This window comes from Streptomyces sp. UW30 (genome assembly GCF_008042075.1).
Taxonomy (GTDB): Bacteria; Actinomycetota; Actinomycetes; order Streptomycetales; family Streptomycetaceae; genus Streptomyces.
In genome coordinates this window covers 409,522-426,082 of sequence record NZ_RDBN01000021.1, presented here as the reverse complement: position 1 = coordinate 426,082, position 16,561 = coordinate 409,522, and the positions used below count along the sequence as shown (strand labels likewise).

Below are 16,561 nucleotides of genomic sequence, written 5' to 3'. Positions count from 1 at the left end.
TTAAAGGCCCCTCAGTCCCATTCCAGGCCGCCGCGCCGCCATACGTACGCGTACGCGACGAAGACGGTGAGCACGAAGAGCAGCATCTCCACGAGCCCGAAAATCCCCAGGGAGTCGAAGGTGACGGCCCAGGGGTAGAGGAAGACGATCTCGATATCGAAGATGATGAAGAGCATCGCCGTCAGGTAGTACTTGATCGGGAAGCGCCCGCCGCCGGCCGGCGTGGGGGTCGGCTCGATTCCGCACTCGTAGGCCTCGAGCTTGGCCCGGTTGTACCGCTTCGGACCGATCAGCGTGGCCATGACCACGGAGAAGATCGCAAAGCCTGCCCCGAGGGCTCCCAGTACGAGGATGGGCGCATACGCGTTCACCGCTCCTCGCTCCTCTCAGTCGGCACTGACTGCTGGCGGTTGCACTGGGCTCACAGCCGCCCCACCGGTTCCACGAGCCCCGCTCGTCCCGGCGAAGATCGAGAACATGTGAAGCAGGTCACAAGCCCAACTGCCTCGCATCCTATGCCCGCCGCTCTGTGATCTGCGACACGGGGTATTACACAAGCTTTGTGATCTCCACCACCTGACGAAGGATCATGAACATGGATGAGCGGTGATCTTCACACGAGAAGCGTCCAGGTGATCACCAGAGGTGACATTTTCGCTCGTCGGCGCAGCTCGGAGGGGTCGTCTCAATATCAAGAGAGTTCTCTTGCATGCAAATTGGTGCTGGACGGGACGCCTTGATAGAGGACCCCGTTCACACATCAGAGGGAGAGTCGGGAGCGGATGTGGACGCGTGCACGCATTCACGAGCGACGCCGGGTGCGATCCGGGCACGGGACGCGCACACTGCCGTAACCGTTGCGTGACCTCTGCCACATCGATGAGAGACCTCTGAGAACCGGGCTTGGCCACCGGTCCCAACAAGTGGTAGGCGCTGGGCAATTCGGACTTAATGATGAAAGGCCGTGATCACGGGCAGGTTAGCGGGCGTCCGCAATGTCCGTTAGGGCGTCAATAAAGGGCGGTCGGACAGGAATTTGGAGCGCCGATTGAACAACTGTGGCGCAGCACACGTTCCTTGAAGGTATGGAGGAGCCCCTGATACCCGTTGTTCTCATGTCCCACACCGCTCACATACGTAGCCACCGGAAGCCCCGCCGCACCGCGTCGACGACCATCGCGATGCGCGCCGGAGTTGCCGGTGGCGTCCTCAGCATGGCAGCGGCAGGCGCTGCGGCCACGGCGCACGCCGCCGAGCCGGCTACGCAGACCATCGAACTGCCCACCCTCACGGGTGATCTGGCGGACCAGCTCGCCCAGTCCGCCGACGCCACCCAGTTGGCTGCGGCGAACTACGAGCTCGACGCCGAGCGTGACGCGGCCGCCGCCGCGGCGGCCAAGGAAGCCAAGAAGGACCTCGCAGAGGCCAAGAAGAAGGCCGAGGCGAAGAAGAAGGCGGAGGAGGCCCGCAGGGCCGCCGCCGAGGAGGCCGCCTCGCGCAGCGCGGAGCGGGCCACCCTGTCCGCTTCCGCGGACACGAACGTCGACGTGTCCGCTCCCGCCAGCGGCAGCGTCGGCACGGTCATCTCCTTCCTCCAGGCGCAGGTCGGCGACGCCTACGTCATGGGCGCCACCGGGCCCAACGCGTGGGACTGCTCCAGCCTGGTCCAGGCCGCCTTCAAGCAGGTCGGCGTCGACCTGCCGCGCGTCTCGCAGGACCAGTCGATGTCCGGCACCGACATCCCGCTGTCGCAGATCCAGGTCGGCGACATCCTCTACTGGGGCGGCAAGGGTTCCGCCTACCATGTGGGGGTCTACATCGGTAACGGCCAGTACCTGGACGCGGCCAACCCCTCCAAGGGCGTCGTCATCCAGGACCTGTCCGGCTACCCGGCGTCGGGCGCGGTGCGCGTCCTCTGACGCACAGGGATCACCGTAAGGGCCGCAGCCGCTCGGGGGCAGCGGCCCTTACGTCTCATCCGAGGTCGAAGGTGTTGGGCAGGCCGAGCTTGTAGCGCACCGCGTCGATCCGCTTGAGGGGCTCCATCTCCGGGGGCCGGTACAGCTCCCAGATCTCACAGCGCTCGGCGTCCGAATTGTCCGCCTCCAGGAGTGCGTTGACCGCGAGGCGGGCCGACTCATTGGCGCCCTCCATCGTCGCGAGGTCCACGTCCGTGCGGACGTAGTCGCCCGCGAGGAAGAAGTTCGGGACCCTCGTGCGGGCCGTGGGGCGGTTGTAGAGCGTGCCCGTGGGGTGGATGAGGAGCTGTTCGCGGTTCTGCGGGTCAGGGCCGCCCAGACCCGTCACCGCCGGGTCCATGAACCAGCCGAGACGGTCCTCGTCCCGCAGCACGGTCTTGCCGACGTCGTTGAGGCCGTCCTTCAGCTGGGCCCAGAGCTCGGCGACGACCTCCTCCTTGGTGCACTCCTTGGCCGTCTTGCCGTACAGGATGCCCGGCTTGTCCCACTCCGAGATGATGGCGGACAGGCAGTCGCGGGCGCGCCCGTCGCCGTAGTCGCGGGAGAAGTCCCGTCCGTCCCAGAACTGGGCCTGGCCGACGCCGGTCACCGACCAGGGCGAGTCGAGGCAGTTGATGTGGCCGTGCACGACCGGGGTGGGCGTGCGCAGATAGAACATCACGCCGGTCATCCAGTCGGCTTGGAGGGCGTCGCAGCGTGCGAGCTGCGGATCCGCGGCGCGCAGGGCCGGGCCCCACGTCCCGCGCGCGTGCTCGACGGGCAGCGCGCTGATGTAGTGGTCGGCGGTGATGGTGCGTTCGTCGCTGCCGTCCCGGGCCGAGACGCGGACGCCGCTCACGCGGCCGCCGTCGTAACGGACCTCGCGGACCTGGGCGCCGAGGGCGAAATCGACGCCGAGAGAGCGCAGGTGGGCCTCCCAGGGGTCGATCCAGGCCTCGCTGGTGGGGGCGTTAAGGACGCGGTCGATGTCGGCGTCGCCGTCCATGCCGCGGCCGAGCAGGCCCCACAGCAGCAGGGCCTCGATGATGACGCGGCCGACGGTCCGGGTGGAGGCCACCTCCGCGCGCGTGGCGACGAGGTTGCGGGTCTGGCCGATCCCGAGGAGCGTCCGGTACTCCGCGCTCATGTCCTCGGCGCGGATGAAGTCCCACCACGAGACCTTCTCCCACTGCTCCTCGCGGCGGGCGTCGCAGCTGGTGAGGTGGACCAGGAGCCGGTCGGCGAAGTAGGCCACCTCGTGGGCGGGCAGGCGGGTGCCGAGGTCCAGGACCGACAGGAGCTGGTCGCGGATCCAGCCGAGTGTGAGGTCGCCGGGGCGGGGCGGGGTGGTGGCGCGGCGCAGCGGGAAGTGCAGGTCGGGACGGCCGCCGGCGCGGGCGAACAGGGCCTCGGTGCCGCTGACGAGGTTGTCGTGGACGCCGTGCGCGTTGCCGGGGACGGGGATGCGGCGCATGGTGTCCGGCAGGTTCCGGTAGAAGCCGGGGAAGAAGCGGAAGCCGTGCTCGGCGGGGAGGTCGGCGCGGCCGCCGGCCGCCGTCCCCGGTACGGGCATCGAGCGGGCCTTGCCACCGAGGGCGTCGTAGTACTCGTAGACGGTGACGGCGTAACCGCGTTCGGCGAGTTCGTGGGCGGCGCTCAGGCCGGAGACTCCGCCGCCGAGGACGGCGACGCGTCTGCCGGAGGCCGCCTTCGCGGTTCCCGCGGGCCATAAGGCGACGGCGCCGGCCGCCGACCCGGCACCGGCCAGAAAGCGTCTGCGCGTGTGGCCGGATGGCGTGTGACCTGTCTTCTCCTGGGGCTCCTGCGTGTGTTCTGTTGTCATGAATCCCGGAGGGTAGGGAGGGTCCGCCGAGGTCGGAAGCCTGATTCCCGGCCGACCACAGCATCCTCACAACCCGCGACAGCACAAGGACAGAAGGGGAGAAATGCGATGCCCAGCGTTTTCGTGCAAGGCAGGCCCGTGGAGTCGTATCCGCCGCTCGCGCCCGAGGCCCGGCGTGGATCGGTGCGCAGGATCACCGAGGTGGGCGAGGAGGTGCTGCACAAGCCGTGCCGGGACGTGACCGAGTTCGGGCCCGATCTCGCCGCGCTCATCGACGACATGTTCCTGACGATGTACATCGCCGACGGGGCGGGGCTGGCGGCGAACCAAGTCGGGGTCGATTTGCGGCTGTTCGTGTACGACTGTCCGGACGACGACGGGGTCCGTCATGTCGGGTATGTCGTCAATCCGGTGCTGGAGCCGCTCGGCGCCTCGGGCAGGCGGCTCCTCGACGACTCGGAGGGCTGCCTGTCCGTGCCGGGCGCCGTGATGGACGTACCGCGTCCGGACCGGGCCGTGGTGCGCGGCGTCGACAAGGACGGCGAGCCGATCGTGATCGAGGGCACCGGGTACTTCGCCCGCTGCCTCGCGCACGAGGCCGATCACTGCGACGGACAGGTCTATCTGGACCGGCTCTCCAAGCGGGAGCGGAAGGAGGCGCTGCGGCAGGTGGCGGACCGGCGGGAGGAGGTGTTCGCGCGCCGGGCCGCCAACATCGAGGCGTTGAAGGGCTAGTTCACGCCTTCGGGGCCACCTTGCTGAGGCCGTTGATGATGCGGTCCATCGCGTCACCGCCGGTCGGGTCCGTGAGGTTCGCGAGCAGCTTCAGGGTGAACTTCATCAGCATGGGGTGCGTCAGGCCGCGCTGGGCCGCGATCTTCATGACCTTCGGGTTGCCGATGAGCTTCACGAAGGCGCGGCCCAGCGTGTAGTAGCCGCCGTAGGTGTCCTTCAGGACGCGCGGGTAGCGCTGGAGGGCCAGTTCGCGCCCCGCGGGGGTCGAGCGGGCGTGGGCCTGGACGATGACGTCGGCGGCGATCTGGCCGGACTCCATGGCGTAGGCGATGCCCTCGCCGTTGAAGGGGTTCACCAGGCCGCCGGCGTCGCCGACCAGCAGCAGGCCCTTGGTGTAGTGCGGCTGGCGGTTGAAGGCCATCGGGAGCGCGGCGCCGCGGATGGGCCCGGTCATGTTGTCCGGGGTGTAGCCCCAGTCCTCCGGCATGGAGGCGCACCAGGCCTTCAGGACCTCGCGCCAGTCCAGTTCCTTGAAGGAGTCGGAGGTGTTGAGCACGCCCAGGCCGACGTTGGACGTGCCGTCGCCCATGCCGAAGATCCAGCCGTAGCCGGGCAGGAGGCGGTCCTCGCCGGGGCCGCGGCGGTCCCACAGCTCCAGCCAGGACTCCAGGTAGTCGTCGTCGTGGCGGGGGCTCTCGAAGTACGTCCGCACGGCCACGCCCATCGGGCGGTCCTCGCGGCGGTGCAGGCCCATCGCCAGGGACAGCCGGGTGGAGTTGCCGTCGGCGGCGACCACCAGGGGCGCGTGGAAGGTGACCTCGCGCTTCTCCTCGCCGAGCTTGGCGTGGACGCCGGTGATGCGGCCGGTGCGGTCGTCGATGATCGGGGCGCCGACGTTGCAGCGCTCGTAGAGGCGGGCGCCGGCCTTCTGGGCCTGGCGGGCGAGCTGCTCGTCGAAGTCGTCGCGCTTGCGGACGAGGCCGTAGTCGGGGAAGGAGGCGAGATCCGGCCAGTCCAGCTGGAGGCGCACGCCGCCGCCGATGATCCTCAGGCCCTTGTTGCGCAGCCAGCCCGCTTCCTCGGAGATGTCGATGCCCATGGCCACGAGCTGTTTGGTCGCGCGCGGGGTCAGGCCGTCGCCGCAGACCTTCTCCCTGGGGAACTCGGTCTTCTCCAGCAGCAGGACGTCGAGGCCGGACTTGGCCAGGTGGTACGCCGTCGCGGAGCCGGCCGGCCCCGCGCCCACGACGATCACGTCGGCGGTGTTCTCGGAGAGGGGCGAGGAGTGGGGCTCGGTCACGACGGTCACGGCTGGATCTCCCCGGGTTCGAAATCTGCGTGCCGACCGGCACTGGACATGGGCAGTCTATTCAGCAGAATTGATCACCCGGCTGAAGGGCTGCCCTGTGAACCGAGCTCTCCCCGAAGTACGGCTGCGTGTGCCCACCGACGAGGACGCGGTCGCCTGGCACCGGGTCTTCGCCCACCCGGAAGTCATGGAGTTCCACGGCGGCACGGCCGCGGAGCTGTCCGTCTACGAGGAACTCACCGCGCGCCAGCGGCGGCACGACGCCGAGCGCGGGTACTGCCTGTGGACCATGCTCGACGAGAACGAGCAGGTCATCGGCTTCACCGGCGCCCAGCCCTGGGAACGTCAGTGGGGTCCCACCGGGGAGATCGAGATCGGCTGGCGGCTCGGACGTGAGCACTGGGGCAAGGGGTACGTCAGCGCGGCCGCCCGGATGACGCTGGAGCGGTTGCGGGCGGCCGGGGTTCCGGGTGTGGTGGCGATGGTCGACGCGCGCAACGAGCGGTCGATCGCGGTGACGCGGCGGCTGGGGATGCAGCTCGTCGAGGTGTTCACCACGCCCGAAGCGCGGCAGAAGGGGCACTGCTACAGGCTCGATCTGTGACACCGGCATCCGACATCCGAATGCCCCGGCCAACCGAATGACCTGGCTAACCGAATGACCCGGTCAACCGGATGCCCCGACTCCGGATTCGTGACCATACGTAATCGACTGTTACAGAAAGGTACTTGAAGCTTCCGGGCGACACCCCCGGGCGGTTACCCTGCCAGTACCGCTGGGGGTGACATCTGTGCGCATAACACCCAAAACGCCCGAGGTGCGAGTACCGAAACTCGTCGGACTGATGGCCATGGACGCGCGCAAGGAAGCGAAGTCGCACGGCCTGATCCTCAACGCACCGGACCGGCCGGACTTCCACCTCACCGTCGTCGACTACGTCGTACGCCAGTATCCCCAGCCCGGTGCCGAGGTGCCGCGGGACTCGATGGTCTACATCTGGTTCGACTTCGGCGAGGGCGAGGGCGGCGGAGGCGTGCGCGAGCCGCGCATACCGCGGCCGCCCTCGGGCGGAATGCAACGCGAACTCGACGAGCCCGGCGACCCGTACCCCGTGGTCAGCTCTGCTTGAACCCGCGGTGCAGGGCCACGACCCCGCCCGTCAGGTTCCGCCAGGCCACCTTCGACCAGCCCGCCTCGCGCAGGCGCTCCGCCAGGGCCGGCTGGTCGGGCCAGGCGCGGATGGACTCGGCGAGGTAGACGTACGCGTCCGGGTTCGAGGACACCTTGCGCGCAACCGGGGGCAGGGCGCGCATCAGGTATTCGGTGTAGACCGTGCGGAAGGGCGCCCAGGTCGGATGCGAGAACTCGCAGATCACGACCCTGCCGCCGGGCCGCGTCACCCGGTACATCTCGCGCAGCGCGGCGTCGAAGTCCTGGACGTTGCGCAGTCCGAAGGAGATCGTCACGGCGTCGAAGGTGTCGTCCTTGAACGGCAGCTTCGTCGCGTCGCCCGCCGTGAACGGCAGCCAGGTGTGCTTGCGCTTGCCGACCCGGAGCATCCCGAGGGAGAAGTCGCAGGGCACGACGTACGCGCCGGTCTGCGCGAACGGCAGCGAGGAGGTGGCCGTACCGGCGGCCAGGTCGAGGACCTTCTGCGCGGGGCGGGCATCGACGGCCTTCGCGACCTCCCCCCGCCATCTGCGGTCCTGGCCGAGCGACAGCACGTCGTTGGTCAGGTCGTACCGTTCCGCCACGTTGTCGAACATCGAAGCGACTTCGTGCGGCTGCTTGTCCAGGGATGCGCGGGTCACGGGCCCATTGTGGCAGTACMGCCGCAGGCACCATGTGGCAGTACGGCCACACGCCCCAGGTGGCAGTACTGCCTCAAGGGAGGAGCTTCGGCTTCTTCTTCCCGGCCACGTCCTCCACCCATCCGCACAGCAGCACGAAGACGGCGATCAGGATCCAGCCGACGCCGAACATGAACCACTGGCTCTCCAGCGGCAGGTACTTCTCGAACGCGGGCACCTTCCAGAACTGGTCGATCAGCGGGACGGCGAGGATCAGGGCGATCTCGTGCCAGAGGTAGATCGTCACGGCACGCGAGTTGAACACCGTGACGAGGCGGTCGGTGCGGCGAAAGCGGGTGAGCCAGGCGAAGTCGATGCGGAAGAACGCCTTCGCGTACATCAGCAGCGTCACGAAGCCCGCCGACCAGAAGGCCTGCGCGAGCGGGATGTCGTCCAGGTCGTAGGAGCCGGTCTCGGCCTGGTGGGTGAAGGCGTACCAGCCGCCGTAGCCGATCGCGGCGAGCGAGAGGACGACGACGGCGAACGGCCTCAGCCGCCGGAGCACGCCGTCGCGGTGTGCGAAGCCGAGGATCCAGCAGAAGAGGAAGGTCGCCAGGTCGGTGAGCGCGCTGCCGAAGCGGTCGTCCGGGGGCTCCCAGGCGAAGTGGAGAACCAGGATCGGCGACAAGGACAGGAGCAGCACCGGCACCGGGGCCAGGCGGAAGACCTTCAGCAGCAGCGGGGAGAGCAGGACGAACCACAGGTACGTCCGCAGGTACCAGAGGATCTCCCACGCCTGCTCGGCCCACGCGTTGCCCGGCGGGTCGCCGAGCGGCACGATCCAGTAGACGATCTGCCGGCCCGGCATCCAGTCGTGGATCAGCATCGCCACGACCACGAAGGAGCCCCAGAACCAGAACGGCGGCAGCAGCCGGCGCATCCGGCTGCGCACCACCTTCAGCGCGGGCCGCTCCAGGGACTTCGCCATGAGGGTGCCGGCCAGGGCGAACATGATCCCCATCGAGGGGAAGACCATGCCCGCCCAGGCCCAGCCGAAGGTGTGGTAGGTGACGACGCGGATGAGGGCGACGGCGCGCAAGGTGTCGAAGTAGCGGTCGCGGCCCGGGGGCCGAGGCGGAGGCTTCTCCTCCTCCGCCTCGGCGTCTGTGGGAGGTGCCGCAACCGCGAGCTCCGGCTCCGGTTCCGGCTCCCTCACCGGCGACGGGGCAGTCGCCTGTGCCGCTCCCTGTGCGTACTCCACATACTCCGGTGGATACGGCTCCGGCGCATACCCCGAGTACCCGTAACCCTGACCGTATCCCTCCTGGTGGCCCGGCTGCTGATACGGCTGGGAATAGCCCGTCTGCTGATACGGCTGCGGCTGGTACCCCTGCTGCTCCCAGCTCATCGGCTCACCCCTGCCGGCGTCCCGACCTCGCCGGTGCGCTTCAGCTTCTGCCAGCGCAGGCGGCCGCCCGTCATCGCGGTGATGCAGGAGTGGATGAGGACCAGGTACATCATCTGCCGGTAGGCGAGTTGCTGCAGGGGCATCATCAGCAGGTAGCGGTACTTCTCACGGTCGAGGCGGAAGGCGTACGCGGCGCAGAACAGCTGCACGGCGAGCACCGCCAGCCACGCGAACAGGGCCGCCTTGAAGTCGACGAAGATCATCGAGTAGACGGTGAACACGTCGATGAGGGGCGCGAAGACCGGCGTGACGATCTGGAAGATGACCACCAGAGGCATGCCGACCCGGCCGAAGCGGCCCGAGGGACCCTTGTCCGTCAGCGACTTGCGGTGCTTCCACAGCGCCTGCATGGTGCCGTACGACCATCGGTAGCGCTGCGACCACAGCTGCTTCAGCGAACCGGGCGCCTCCGTCCACGCGCGCGCGTGCTCCTGGTAGACGACCCGCCAGCCCGCCCGGTGCATCGCGATCGTGATGTCGGTGTCCTCGGCGAGGGTGTCCTCGCTCATGCCGCCGACCTCCAGGACCGCCTGGCGACGGAACGCGCCGATGGCGCCCGGGATGGTCGGCATGCAGCGCAGCAGGTCGTACATGCGCCGGTCGAGGTTGAAGCCCATCACGTACTCGATGTGCTGCCAGGCGCCGATGATCGTGTTGCGGTTGCCGACCTTGGCGTTGCCGGCGACCGCGCCGACCTCGGGGTCGGCAAAGGGCTGCACGAGCTGCCGTACGGTGTCCGGCTCGAAGACCGTGTCGCCGTCCATCATCACGACGATGTCGTAACTGGCGCTGCGCACACCGTTGTTCAGCGCGGCCGGCTTGCCCGCGTTCTCCTGGCGGATGACGCGGACGTTGGTCATGCCGAGTTCGTGGGCGGCGTTCCGGGCGATCTCGGAGGTGCCGTCGGTCGAGCCGTCGTCGACCACGATGACCTCGATCGGATGGGTGCTCTTGGACAGCGACTCAAGGGTGTTGGCGATGCACTCCTTCTCGTTGTACGCCGGGACGATCACACTCACCGGCTGGTGCACCGTCGGCCCCCAGCTGAACCGGCGTTTGTTGCGCTGCCGGTAGTGGCGCCGGGCGAGGAGCAGCATCATGCCGAAGCGGCCCATGACGGCGACACCGACGACGAGAAGGCCGACCGACAGCACCGGCACCGTCCACTCGGCGACGGCCACGGCACCGATCAGGGCCTTGCCCTCGTAGAGGGTCGCGCCGGTTGCCTCGCGGTGGGCGGCCTGGAGGTTCGAGGTCCCCGACGACCCCATGCCTGAGGCACCGGCCTGCCCGTTCGGACCACCCTGTTGGGCCTGAGCGCCGCCGGGCTGCTGACCCCCCACCTGAACGCCACCAGCCTGCGCGGCACCCGTCTGCTGACCGCCGCCCGCCGACTCCTCCTCCTGGATCGCGCCGCTGATCGTGGTGAAGGTGTACCCCTTCGCCTTCATCTTCTCGATGTACGTCGGCAGCGCCTTGATCGTCTGCGACCGCTCGCCGCCCGCGTCGTGGAAGAGAACGGACGCACCCTCGCCGTCCTCCGGAGTGGCCCACTTGATGATCTTCGAGACGCCCGGCCGCTTCCAGTCGTCGCTGTCGGTGTCGACGAAGACGCTGGTGTAGCCGTCCTCGCCGAGCTTCTTGTAGACGGGCCAGCTGTAGTTGTCGATGGCGTCCGTCTCCGAGGAGTACGGCGCCCGGAACAGGGTCGTCGTGATGCCGGCCGCGCCCGCGAGCGCGAGCTGGGTCTGCGTCATCTCACGCCTGATGCGGGCGTCGCTCTGGTACGACAGGTCGACGTGGGTGAAGGTGTGGATGCCCACCTCGTTGCCCTGCTCGACCATGTCGCCGACGATCGAGGGGTAGCGCGAGACCATCGAGCCGACCACGAAGAACGTGGCCGGGATGTCGTACTTCTTCAGGATCGCCAGGACCTGCGGCGTCCAGGTCGGGTTCGGGCCGTCGTCGAAGGTGAGCGCGATCGTCTTCTCCGGTACGGAGACGGTGGTGGCCTGACCGCCCCGGAAGGTGAGGATCGGACCGCCGTCGAGGACCTTGTCGGGGACGTCGCCGGCGCTGGCCCCGGTGCGCACGCGCTGGTCGCCGCCGACCTCGGCGCGCAGATAGCCGTCGAGCAGCATGACGCTGGTCAGCGCGAGCAGCAGCAGTCCGGCGAGGATGACCCGGGGTTTTTGCAGGGCCGCGGCCTTCCCCGCCACCCGCTCGATCCGGGTGGGGGCGCGGCGGCGGCGACGTGAGGGCGTCGTCGTGGTCATGAGTGGGGCTGCGCTCCGGTCAGTTGGCGGACGCGTCGGCGGACGCGGTCGGTGCGGGGGCGCCCGAGGGCGGCGCCGACGGGGTGCCGCTGGGCGGGGCGACCGGGTTGCCGCGGCCGCCCTGGGGCTCGCTGCCCGGGCCCGCGCCGCCGGGGCCGCCCTGGCCGTTTGCGAAGGGCAGCAGCTGGGACGGGCTCAGCGAGGTGCCGACGCCCATGAAGGCCATGCCCAGCACGACCGCGTAGCCGAGGCAGGCGACGCCGAGGAACAGGCCGAGGCGCCGCAGCAGCTTGGAGCGGCGTCCGGAGTTGTCAACGAACACGGGCCCGTCGGCGGACCCGTTGCCGCGTTTGCGGCGGCGACCGCGCACACGAGGTTCGGCGGCGCGGTTTTCGATGGCAGGCTCGGAATGCATTCCCCGGATGCTAGGGAGCCTTTATGTGCCCACGGCTCTCTTTTTATATGAGACGCCCATGAGAAACGCCTTAACCTGTACGTTCCCTGAGAATTCCTGCGAACGACAGCGCACTTCACAGCGATGTGAGAGGAGTTGGAGATCCGGCCCCAGCGGACTGTGAGACATTTGCGCCCCGGGCACGTTTGCCATTTCTCAGCCTGAGACAGAAATCACGAAAGCGGGTACCGACCCCATGCGGAGTTTCCTGACGGCGACGGCCGGACTCACCTGCATGTTTGCACTGGCCATCACGGGGTGCTCCGCGGGCTCCGACGACACGGCGGACGCGGCGGCCCCGACACCCCCGCGGACCGAGGCCTCGCCCTCCGAGTCCGCCGCGCCGAGCACCTCGTACGCCCCCTACGTCAGCGCCACCACCGCGTCCGGCAACGACTCCGCCGGCTCCCCTGCGACGTACAACCTGGCCTTCGTCATCTCGGACGGCAGCGACTGCACGCCCAAGTGGAACGGCACCACCGCCCTCTCGGACTCGGCCGTGAAGTCCCGTGTCTCCAAGCTCACTCAGGACGGCGCCACCGTCCGCGTCTCCTTCGGCGGGGCCTCCGGCAAGGAGCTGGCGGCGAGTTGCGACAGCGCGTCGGCGCTGGCGCAGGCGTACGGGAAGGCGCTGGACGCGGCGGGTTCCTCGCAGGCCGACTTCGACATCGAGGGCGACGAGTTGACCGACTCCGACTCGGTGGACCTGCGTTCGGAGGCGATCGCGCTGCTGCAGAAGGAGCGGAGCGACCTGGAGGTCTCCTTCACGCTGCCGGTGATGCCGTCCGGTCTGGACGACGACGGCGTGGCGCTGCTGGAGTCCGCCAACGAGCATGACGTTCAGGTCTCCACGGTGAACATCATGACGATGAACTACGGCGAGTCGTACACCGGTGACATGGGTGACTACGCGCTCACCTCGGCGAAGGCCACGCACACGCAGCTGAAGGAGGTCTTCGGTACGTCGGACGCGACCGCGTGGAAGGCGATGGCGTTGACGTCGATGCTCGGCACGAACGACGTCGACAACGAGACGTTCTCGCTCGATGACGCGGCTCAGGTGCGGGAGTTCGCCGACGAGAAGGGGATCGGGTGGGTGTCGATGTGGGCGACGTTCCGGGACCAGCAGTGTGGTGACGACGCAGAGGACGACGACGCCCTGAGCAATTGCAGTGGGGTGGACCAGGAGGACGGGGCGTTTGCCGAGGCGTTCTCGGGATGAGCTCGGGGGTTTTTGAAGGGGCGCCCCACTCACCGGCTCCGATACACCAACCGTCCCTCCACCACCGTCGCCACGCACGTCCCCGCGCCCCGCTCCGCCAGTTCCGTCTCGTCCCTCACGTCGAACACCGCGAAACGGGCCGCCGAGTTCCGCTCCCTCGGCTCCGCGAACTCCACCGGCCACCCGGCGGCGTAGGGATCGAGCGCAGGGGTTCCGCCGGGGCGGCCCAGCCTGCCCATGACCGCGAGGCCCGAGCGGTGCACGGCGTCGCGTACCGCGCGGTTGCGCAGTTCCTCGCAGGCCGCGCGGACCGTGCCGTGCGCCAGCATCCGCTGGACCCCGCGCCGGGCGCTCGCGCCCCAGCGGGCGTCGTCCATCGCGAGGGCCGCAAGCGCGTCGCCGGTCAGCGGCTCGGTGCCCAGTTCGTCGGCCTCGCGCGGATCGGGGTGGTAGGCCTCCTCCAGCAGCTCGTTGCCGTGGAGGTTGATCAGCCCGGGCGTGAGGATGCCCGGCCACTGCCGCACCCGCGCCCCCGGATGCGCGGCGACCAGATCCGGCAACTGCCCGGCGTCGGCGATCCACGCGCCCTTGACGGCGAGCGCCCGCCCCCTGGAGTCCGCGTGAATCGTCAGCACAGGCAGGTCAGTTGGAGGCGAGGATCTTCAGCTCGGGGTGCGCGGTCCCGCCCTCGATCGCCGTCGAGGAGATGTGGGAGGCGACCCGCTCGTCGACGGGGTCGTTCGCCGGGTCGTCGTGCACCACGATGTGCTCGTACGTCGTCGTCCGCTGCGCCGGCACCCGCCCCGACTTGCGGATCAGGTCGATGATCTCCATCCGGTTGGAGCGGTGCTTGGCACCGGCCGAGGAGACGACGTTCTCCTCCAGCATGATCGAGCCGAGGTCGTCCGCGCCGTAGTGCAGCGACAGCTGGCCGATCTCCTTGCCGGTGGTCAGCCAGGAGCCCTGGATGTGGGCGATGTTGTCCATGAAGAGACGCGCGATGGCGATCATCCGCAGGTACTCGAAGATCGTGGCCTGCGTACGGCCCTTCAGGTGGTTGTTCTCGGGCTGGTAGGTGTACGGGATGAAGGCCCGGAAGCCGCCCGTGCGGTCCTGGACCTCACGGATCATCCGCAGGTGCTCGATGCGCTCGGCGTTGGTCTCGCCCGTGCCCATCAGCATCGTCGACGTCGACTCCACGCCCAGCCCGTGCGCGATCTCCATGATCTCCAGCCAGCGCTCACCGCTCTCCTTCAGCGGGGCGATGGCCTTGCGCGGCCGCGCGGGCAGCAGTTCGGCGCCGGCGCCCGCGAAGGAGTCGAGGCCGGCCTGGTGGATCCGGGTGATGGCCTCCTCGACCGACACACCGGAGATCCGGGCCATGTGCTCGACCTCGCTCGCCCCCAGGCTGTGGATGACGAGCTGCGGGAACTCCTTCTTGATGGCCGCGAAGTGCTTCTCGTAGTACTCGACGCCGAAGTCCGGGTGGTGTCCGCCCTGGAACATGATCTGGGTGCCGCCGAGTTCGACGGTCTCCGCGCAGCGCCGCAGGATGTCGTCCAGGTCGCGGGTCCAGCCCTTGGCCGTGTCCTTGGGGGCGGCGTAGAAGGCGCAGAACTTGCACGCCGTGACGCACACGTTCGTGTAGTTGATGTTGCGCTCGATGATGTACGTCGCGATGTGCTCGGTACCCGCGTACCTGCGGCGGCGTACGGCGTCTGCGGCGGCGCCCAGCGCGTGCAGCGGGGCGTCGCGGTAGAGGTCGAGCGCTTCCTCGGGGCTGATCCGCCCGCCCGCAGCGGCACGGTCGAGCACAGACTGGAGGTCGGCCTTCTCGGTCACCGGGCGGCCCTTTCGAAGGGGGATGAGACGGACCAGACCAGCCTACGCCAGCGTTTTCGCGGACCCGAGGTCAGGCCGCGTACGCGCCGATCAGCAGTCCGGCGTACGCCCCCGCGATCATGAACGGCCCGAACGCGATCGCCGTCTTGCGTCCCGCCTTCCGCAAGGTGACGAGGACACCGCCGTAGAGCGCGCCGAACAGGAACCCGGCGAAGGTGCCGAGCATGACCGTCGCCCAGCCGTACCAGCCCAGCACCGCGCCCACCCCGAGCGCGAGCTTCACATCGCCGAATCCCATGCCGCCCGGGTTGATGAGGTGCAGGACGAGGTATCCGGCGCCCAGCGCGAGCGAGCCCCACACCGCCGTCGGCCAGTCACCCGCGTGCTCCGGCACCAGCGCGACCACCCCGAGCAGCACGAGCGCGGCAACCGCGAGCGGCAGGGTCAGCACGTCGGGGAGCCGCCGCACCCGGAGGTCGACGAGCGCGAGCAGCACGCCCACCGGAGTGAGCAGCAGCCAGACGGCCAGTTCGGGGCGGGTGTCGGTCGCGGCGGCGAGCGCGGCGCAGAGCAGCGCGGTGGTCAGGGCGACGGGCACGGTGCGGGGGCCGTACCTCGTGGCGCACTGCGGGCAACGTGCCCGCCCGAGCCATCCCGGGACGCGATGTCCGCCCGGACACAGCTCCCGCCACTCCTCCTCCGCCTCGACGGAGAACCGGTAGGCGGCCCGCGGCAGCAGGGCCCCCGCGGCCGCGCCCCACAGCAGGGCGACACCGATCACGACGAGCCCGACGAGCGTGTCCATCCCTACTCGGCCTTCGACAACCGCGCCTCGGGATTCCCCTCGTCGTCGCTCTCCGAGCGGTACACGAGCTCGTCGCCGGCCGGTGTGATCCGGACGGTGTGCGGTGTCGGGTTGCACCCGCCGTGATTGGTCTTGCGGCCCACGGACGTCACGACGAGCTCCTTGGCCGTCACCTGCTTCAGCGTCAGTACGTCGTTGCAGACGCCGCCGAGCAGGTCGGTCTGGCGCAGGGTGCCCACCTCGTCGCCCACGTCGGCCTTGTGCACGGTGAGCCGGAAGGTACCGGCCGACAGGGCGCCGTCCAGGACGGTGGCCTTGCCTTCCCAGGTGCCGAGGTAGCGGTCGGGGACGGAGCCCTCGGCCGGGCTGGAGGACGGCCGGGGTTCCTGGGACGAAGCGGCTCCGGAATCCCCGCTCGCGGAGTCCCGGTCACCGCCGGGCAACAGCTCGAACACGAACACCGACCCCACGGTCACCGCCGCCAACGCACCCGCGACGGCCAGCGCCACCGTGCAGCTCATCCGGCGCCCACGGCCGCCCTCCCCCGGCGTCGAGGACGCCGCGACGGAGACGGCGAGCTTGCCGGGCGGACGGCCGGAGCCCGGGACGGCGTCCTGCGGAGGCGTGGCATCACGCGGTTCGGGTKCGGCGACGGGCGGGGTGGGCGCCGGATGAGCTGCACGGTGGCGCTGGCCGTCGCGGGTGCGTTGGCGGCGGTGACCGTGGGGTCGGTGTTCGTGTTCGAGCTGTTGCCCGGCGGTGACCGGGACTCCGCGAGCGGGGATTCCGGAGCCGCTTCGTCCCAGGAACCCCGGCCGTCCTCCAGCCCGGCCGAGGGCTCCGTCCCCGACCGCTACC

General features: G+C 69.3%; 16 protein-coding genes and 1 pseudogene. 6 read left to right on the top strand and 11 right to left on the bottom strand.

The window, feature by feature from the left end; translation table 11 throughout:
• Positions 1 to 11: 11 nt before the first annotated feature.
• Positions 12 to 371, bottom strand: coding sequence for an NADH-quinone oxidoreductase subunit A (locus tag EAO75_RS12330; RefSeq protein ID WP_030950624.1), 360 nt, complete (start codon positions 369 to 371; stop codon positions 12 to 14).
• A 714-nt stretch (positions 372 to 1,085) separates the two neighbouring features.
• Here EAO75_RS12330 and EAO75_RS12325 point away from each other — a divergent pair.
• Complete coding sequence (locus tag EAO75_RS12325) at positions 1,086 to 1,919, top strand: C40 family peptidase (RefSeq protein ID WP_147995078.1); 834 nt, start codon at positions 1,086 to 1,088, stop codon at positions 1,917 to 1,919.
• Positions 1,920 to 1,974: 55 nt separating this feature from the next.
• Here EAO75_RS12325 and EAO75_RS12320 read toward each other — a convergent pair whose 3' ends face one another.
• Positions 1,975 to 3,801, bottom strand: coding sequence for an FAD-dependent oxidoreductase (locus EAO75_RS12320; RefSeq protein ID WP_147995077.1), 1,827 nt, complete (start codon positions 3,799 to 3,801; stop codon positions 1,975 to 1,977).
• A 108-nt stretch (positions 3,802 to 3,909) separates the two neighbouring features.
• Between EAO75_RS12320 and def the strand changes: the two genes are divergently transcribed.
• Entirely contained in the window at positions 3,910 to 4,536 is a 627-nt protein-coding gene (gene def / locus EAO75_RS12315) for a peptide deformylase (protein WP_147995076.1), read from the top strand.
• Position 4,537: 1 nt separating this feature from the next.
• Here def and EAO75_RS12310 read toward each other — a convergent pair whose 3' ends face one another.
• Positions 4,538 to 5,845 (bottom strand): geranylgeranyl reductase family protein, encoded by a 1,308-nt coding sequence (locus EAO75_RS12310; protein WP_147995075.1) that lies wholly within the window; start codon positions 5,843 to 5,845, stop codon positions 4,538 to 4,540.
• Between the two features lie 97 nt (positions 5,846 to 5,942).
• Here EAO75_RS12310 and EAO75_RS12305 point away from each other — a divergent pair, with 97 nt between their 5' ends.
• Positions 5,943 to 6,449, top strand: coding sequence for a GNAT family N-acetyltransferase (locus tag EAO75_RS12305; RefSeq protein WP_147995074.1), 507 nt, complete (start codon positions 5,943 to 5,945; stop codon positions 6,447 to 6,449).
• A 214-nt stretch (positions 6,450 to 6,663) separates the two neighbouring features.
• The gene (locus tag EAO75_RS12300; RefSeq protein WP_147995073.1) at positions 6,664 to 6,975 is read left to right on the top strand and encodes a PASTA domain-containing protein; all 312 of its coding nucleotides are present in this window, start codon (positions 6,664 to 6,666) and stop codon (positions 6,973 to 6,975) included.
• Here EAO75_RS12300 and EAO75_RS12295 read toward each other — a convergent pair.
• The 4 genes from EAO75_RS12295 to EAO75_RS12280 form a co-directional block, all read right to left on the bottom strand.
• A complete protein-coding gene (locus EAO75_RS12295; RefSeq protein WP_147995072.1) occupies positions 6,962 to 7,657 on the bottom strand; it encodes a demethylmenaquinone methyltransferase in 696 nt (231 codons plus the stop codon). The two genes, EAO75_RS12300 and EAO75_RS12295, sit on opposite strands and share 14 nt — an antisense overlap.
• Positions 7,658 to 7,730: 73 nt before the next feature.
• Entirely contained in the window at positions 7,731 to 9,044 is a 1,314-nt protein-coding gene (locus EAO75_RS12290) for an acyltransferase family protein (protein WP_147995071.1), read from the bottom strand.
• Positions 9,041 to 11,380 carry a bifunctional polysaccharide deacetylase/glycosyltransferase family 2 protein gene (locus tag EAO75_RS12285; RefSeq protein WP_147995070.1) on the bottom strand — a complete coding sequence of 780 codons (2,340 nt, stop codon included), beginning with the start codon at positions 11,378 to 11,380 and terminating at the stop codon, positions 9,041 to 9,043. The genes EAO75_RS12290 and EAO75_RS12285 overlap by 4 nt, the downstream gene beginning before the upstream one ends.
• 19 nt (positions 11,381 to 11,399) lie before the next feature.
• On the bottom strand, positions 11,400 to 11,795 hold the full coding sequence (locus EAO75_RS12280) for a hypothetical protein (protein WP_147995069.1): 396 nt from the start codon (positions 11,793 to 11,795) through the stop codon (positions 11,400 to 11,402).
• A gap of 235 nt (positions 11,796 to 12,030) precedes the next feature.
• Between EAO75_RS12280 and EAO75_RS12275 the strand changes: the two genes are divergently transcribed.
• Positions 12,031 to 13,056: a hydrolase gene (locus EAO75_RS12275; RefSeq protein ID WP_147995068.1), complete on the top strand. Its 1,026-nt coding sequence runs from the start codon at positions 12,031 to 12,033 to the stop codon at positions 13,054 to 13,056.
• A gap of 29 nt (positions 13,057 to 13,085) precedes the next feature.
• On the opposite strand, the gene EAO75_RS12270 is transcribed toward EAO75_RS12275, so the two are convergent.
• The 4 genes from EAO75_RS12270 to EAO75_RS12255 all read right to left on the bottom strand — a co-directional run bounded on the left by EAO75_RS12270 (position 13,086) and on the right by EAO75_RS12255 (position 16,224).
• Positions 13,086 to 13,691, bottom strand: coding sequence for a hypothetical protein (locus EAO75_RS12270; protein WP_147995067.1), 606 nt, complete (start codon positions 13,689 to 13,691; stop codon positions 13,086 to 13,088).
• 7 nt (positions 13,692 to 13,698) lie between these two features.
• Complete coding sequence (mqnC, locus tag EAO75_RS12265; RefSeq protein WP_147995066.1) at positions 13,699 to 14,898, bottom strand: cyclic dehypoxanthinyl futalosine synthase; 1,200 nt, start codon at positions 14,896 to 14,898, stop codon at positions 13,699 to 13,701.
• 70 nt (positions 14,899 to 14,968) lie between these two features.
• Complete coding sequence (locus EAO75_RS12260; protein ID WP_147995065.1) at positions 14,969 to 15,703, bottom strand: prepilin peptidase; 735 nt, start codon at positions 15,701 to 15,703, stop codon at positions 14,969 to 14,971.
• Positions 15,704 to 15,705: 2 nt separating this feature from the next.
• A complete protein-coding gene (locus EAO75_RS12255; protein ID WP_187284406.1) occupies positions 15,706 to 16,224 on the bottom strand; it encodes a hypothetical protein in 519 nt (172 codons plus the stop codon).
• Positions 16,225 to 16,374: 150 nt separating this feature from the next.
• Here EAO75_RS12255 and EAO75_RS45760 point away from each other — a divergent pair.
• Positions 16,375 to 16,561: pseudogene (locus EAO75_RS45760) on the top strand (serine/threonine protein kinase); the annotation flags it as partial.

Bases quoted from the DNA above. Each gene is read 5' to 3' on its own strand.
- EAO75_RS12285 (WP_147995070.1), bottom strand. From the start codon at position 11,380: ATGACCACGACGACGCCCTCACGTCGCCGCCGCCGCGCCCCCACCCGG.
- EAO75_RS12260 (WP_147995065.1), bottom strand. From the start codon at position 15,703: ATGGACACGCTCGTCGGGCTCGTCGTGATCGGTGTCGCCCTGCTGTGG.
- EAO75_RS12290 (WP_147995071.1), bottom strand. From the start codon at position 9,044: ATGAGCTGGGAGCAGCAGGGGTACCAGCCGCAGCCGTATCAGCAGACG.
- EAO75_RS12275 (WP_147995068.1), top strand. From the start codon at position 12,031: ATGCGGAGTTTCCTGACGGCGACGGCCGGACTCACCTGCATGTTTGCA.
- EAO75_RS12320 (WP_147995077.1), bottom strand. From the start codon at position 3,801: ATGACAACAGAACACACGCAGGAGCCCCAGGAGAAGACAGGTCACACG.
- EAO75_RS12325 (WP_147995078.1), top strand. From the start codon at position 1,086: ATGGAGGAGCCCCTGATACCCGTTGTTCTCATGTCCCACACCGCTCAC.
- def (WP_147995076.1), top strand. From the start codon at position 3,910: ATGCCCAGCGTTTTCGTGCAAGGCAGGCCCGTGGAGTCGTATCCGCCG.
- EAO75_RS12255 (WP_187284406.1), bottom strand. From the start codon at position 16,224: ATGAGCTGCACGGTGGCGCTGGCCGTCGCGGGTGCGTTGGCGGCGGTG.
- EAO75_RS12280 (WP_147995069.1), bottom strand. From the start codon at position 11,795: ATGCATTCCGAGCCTGCCATCGAAAACCGCGCCGCCGAACCTCGTGTG.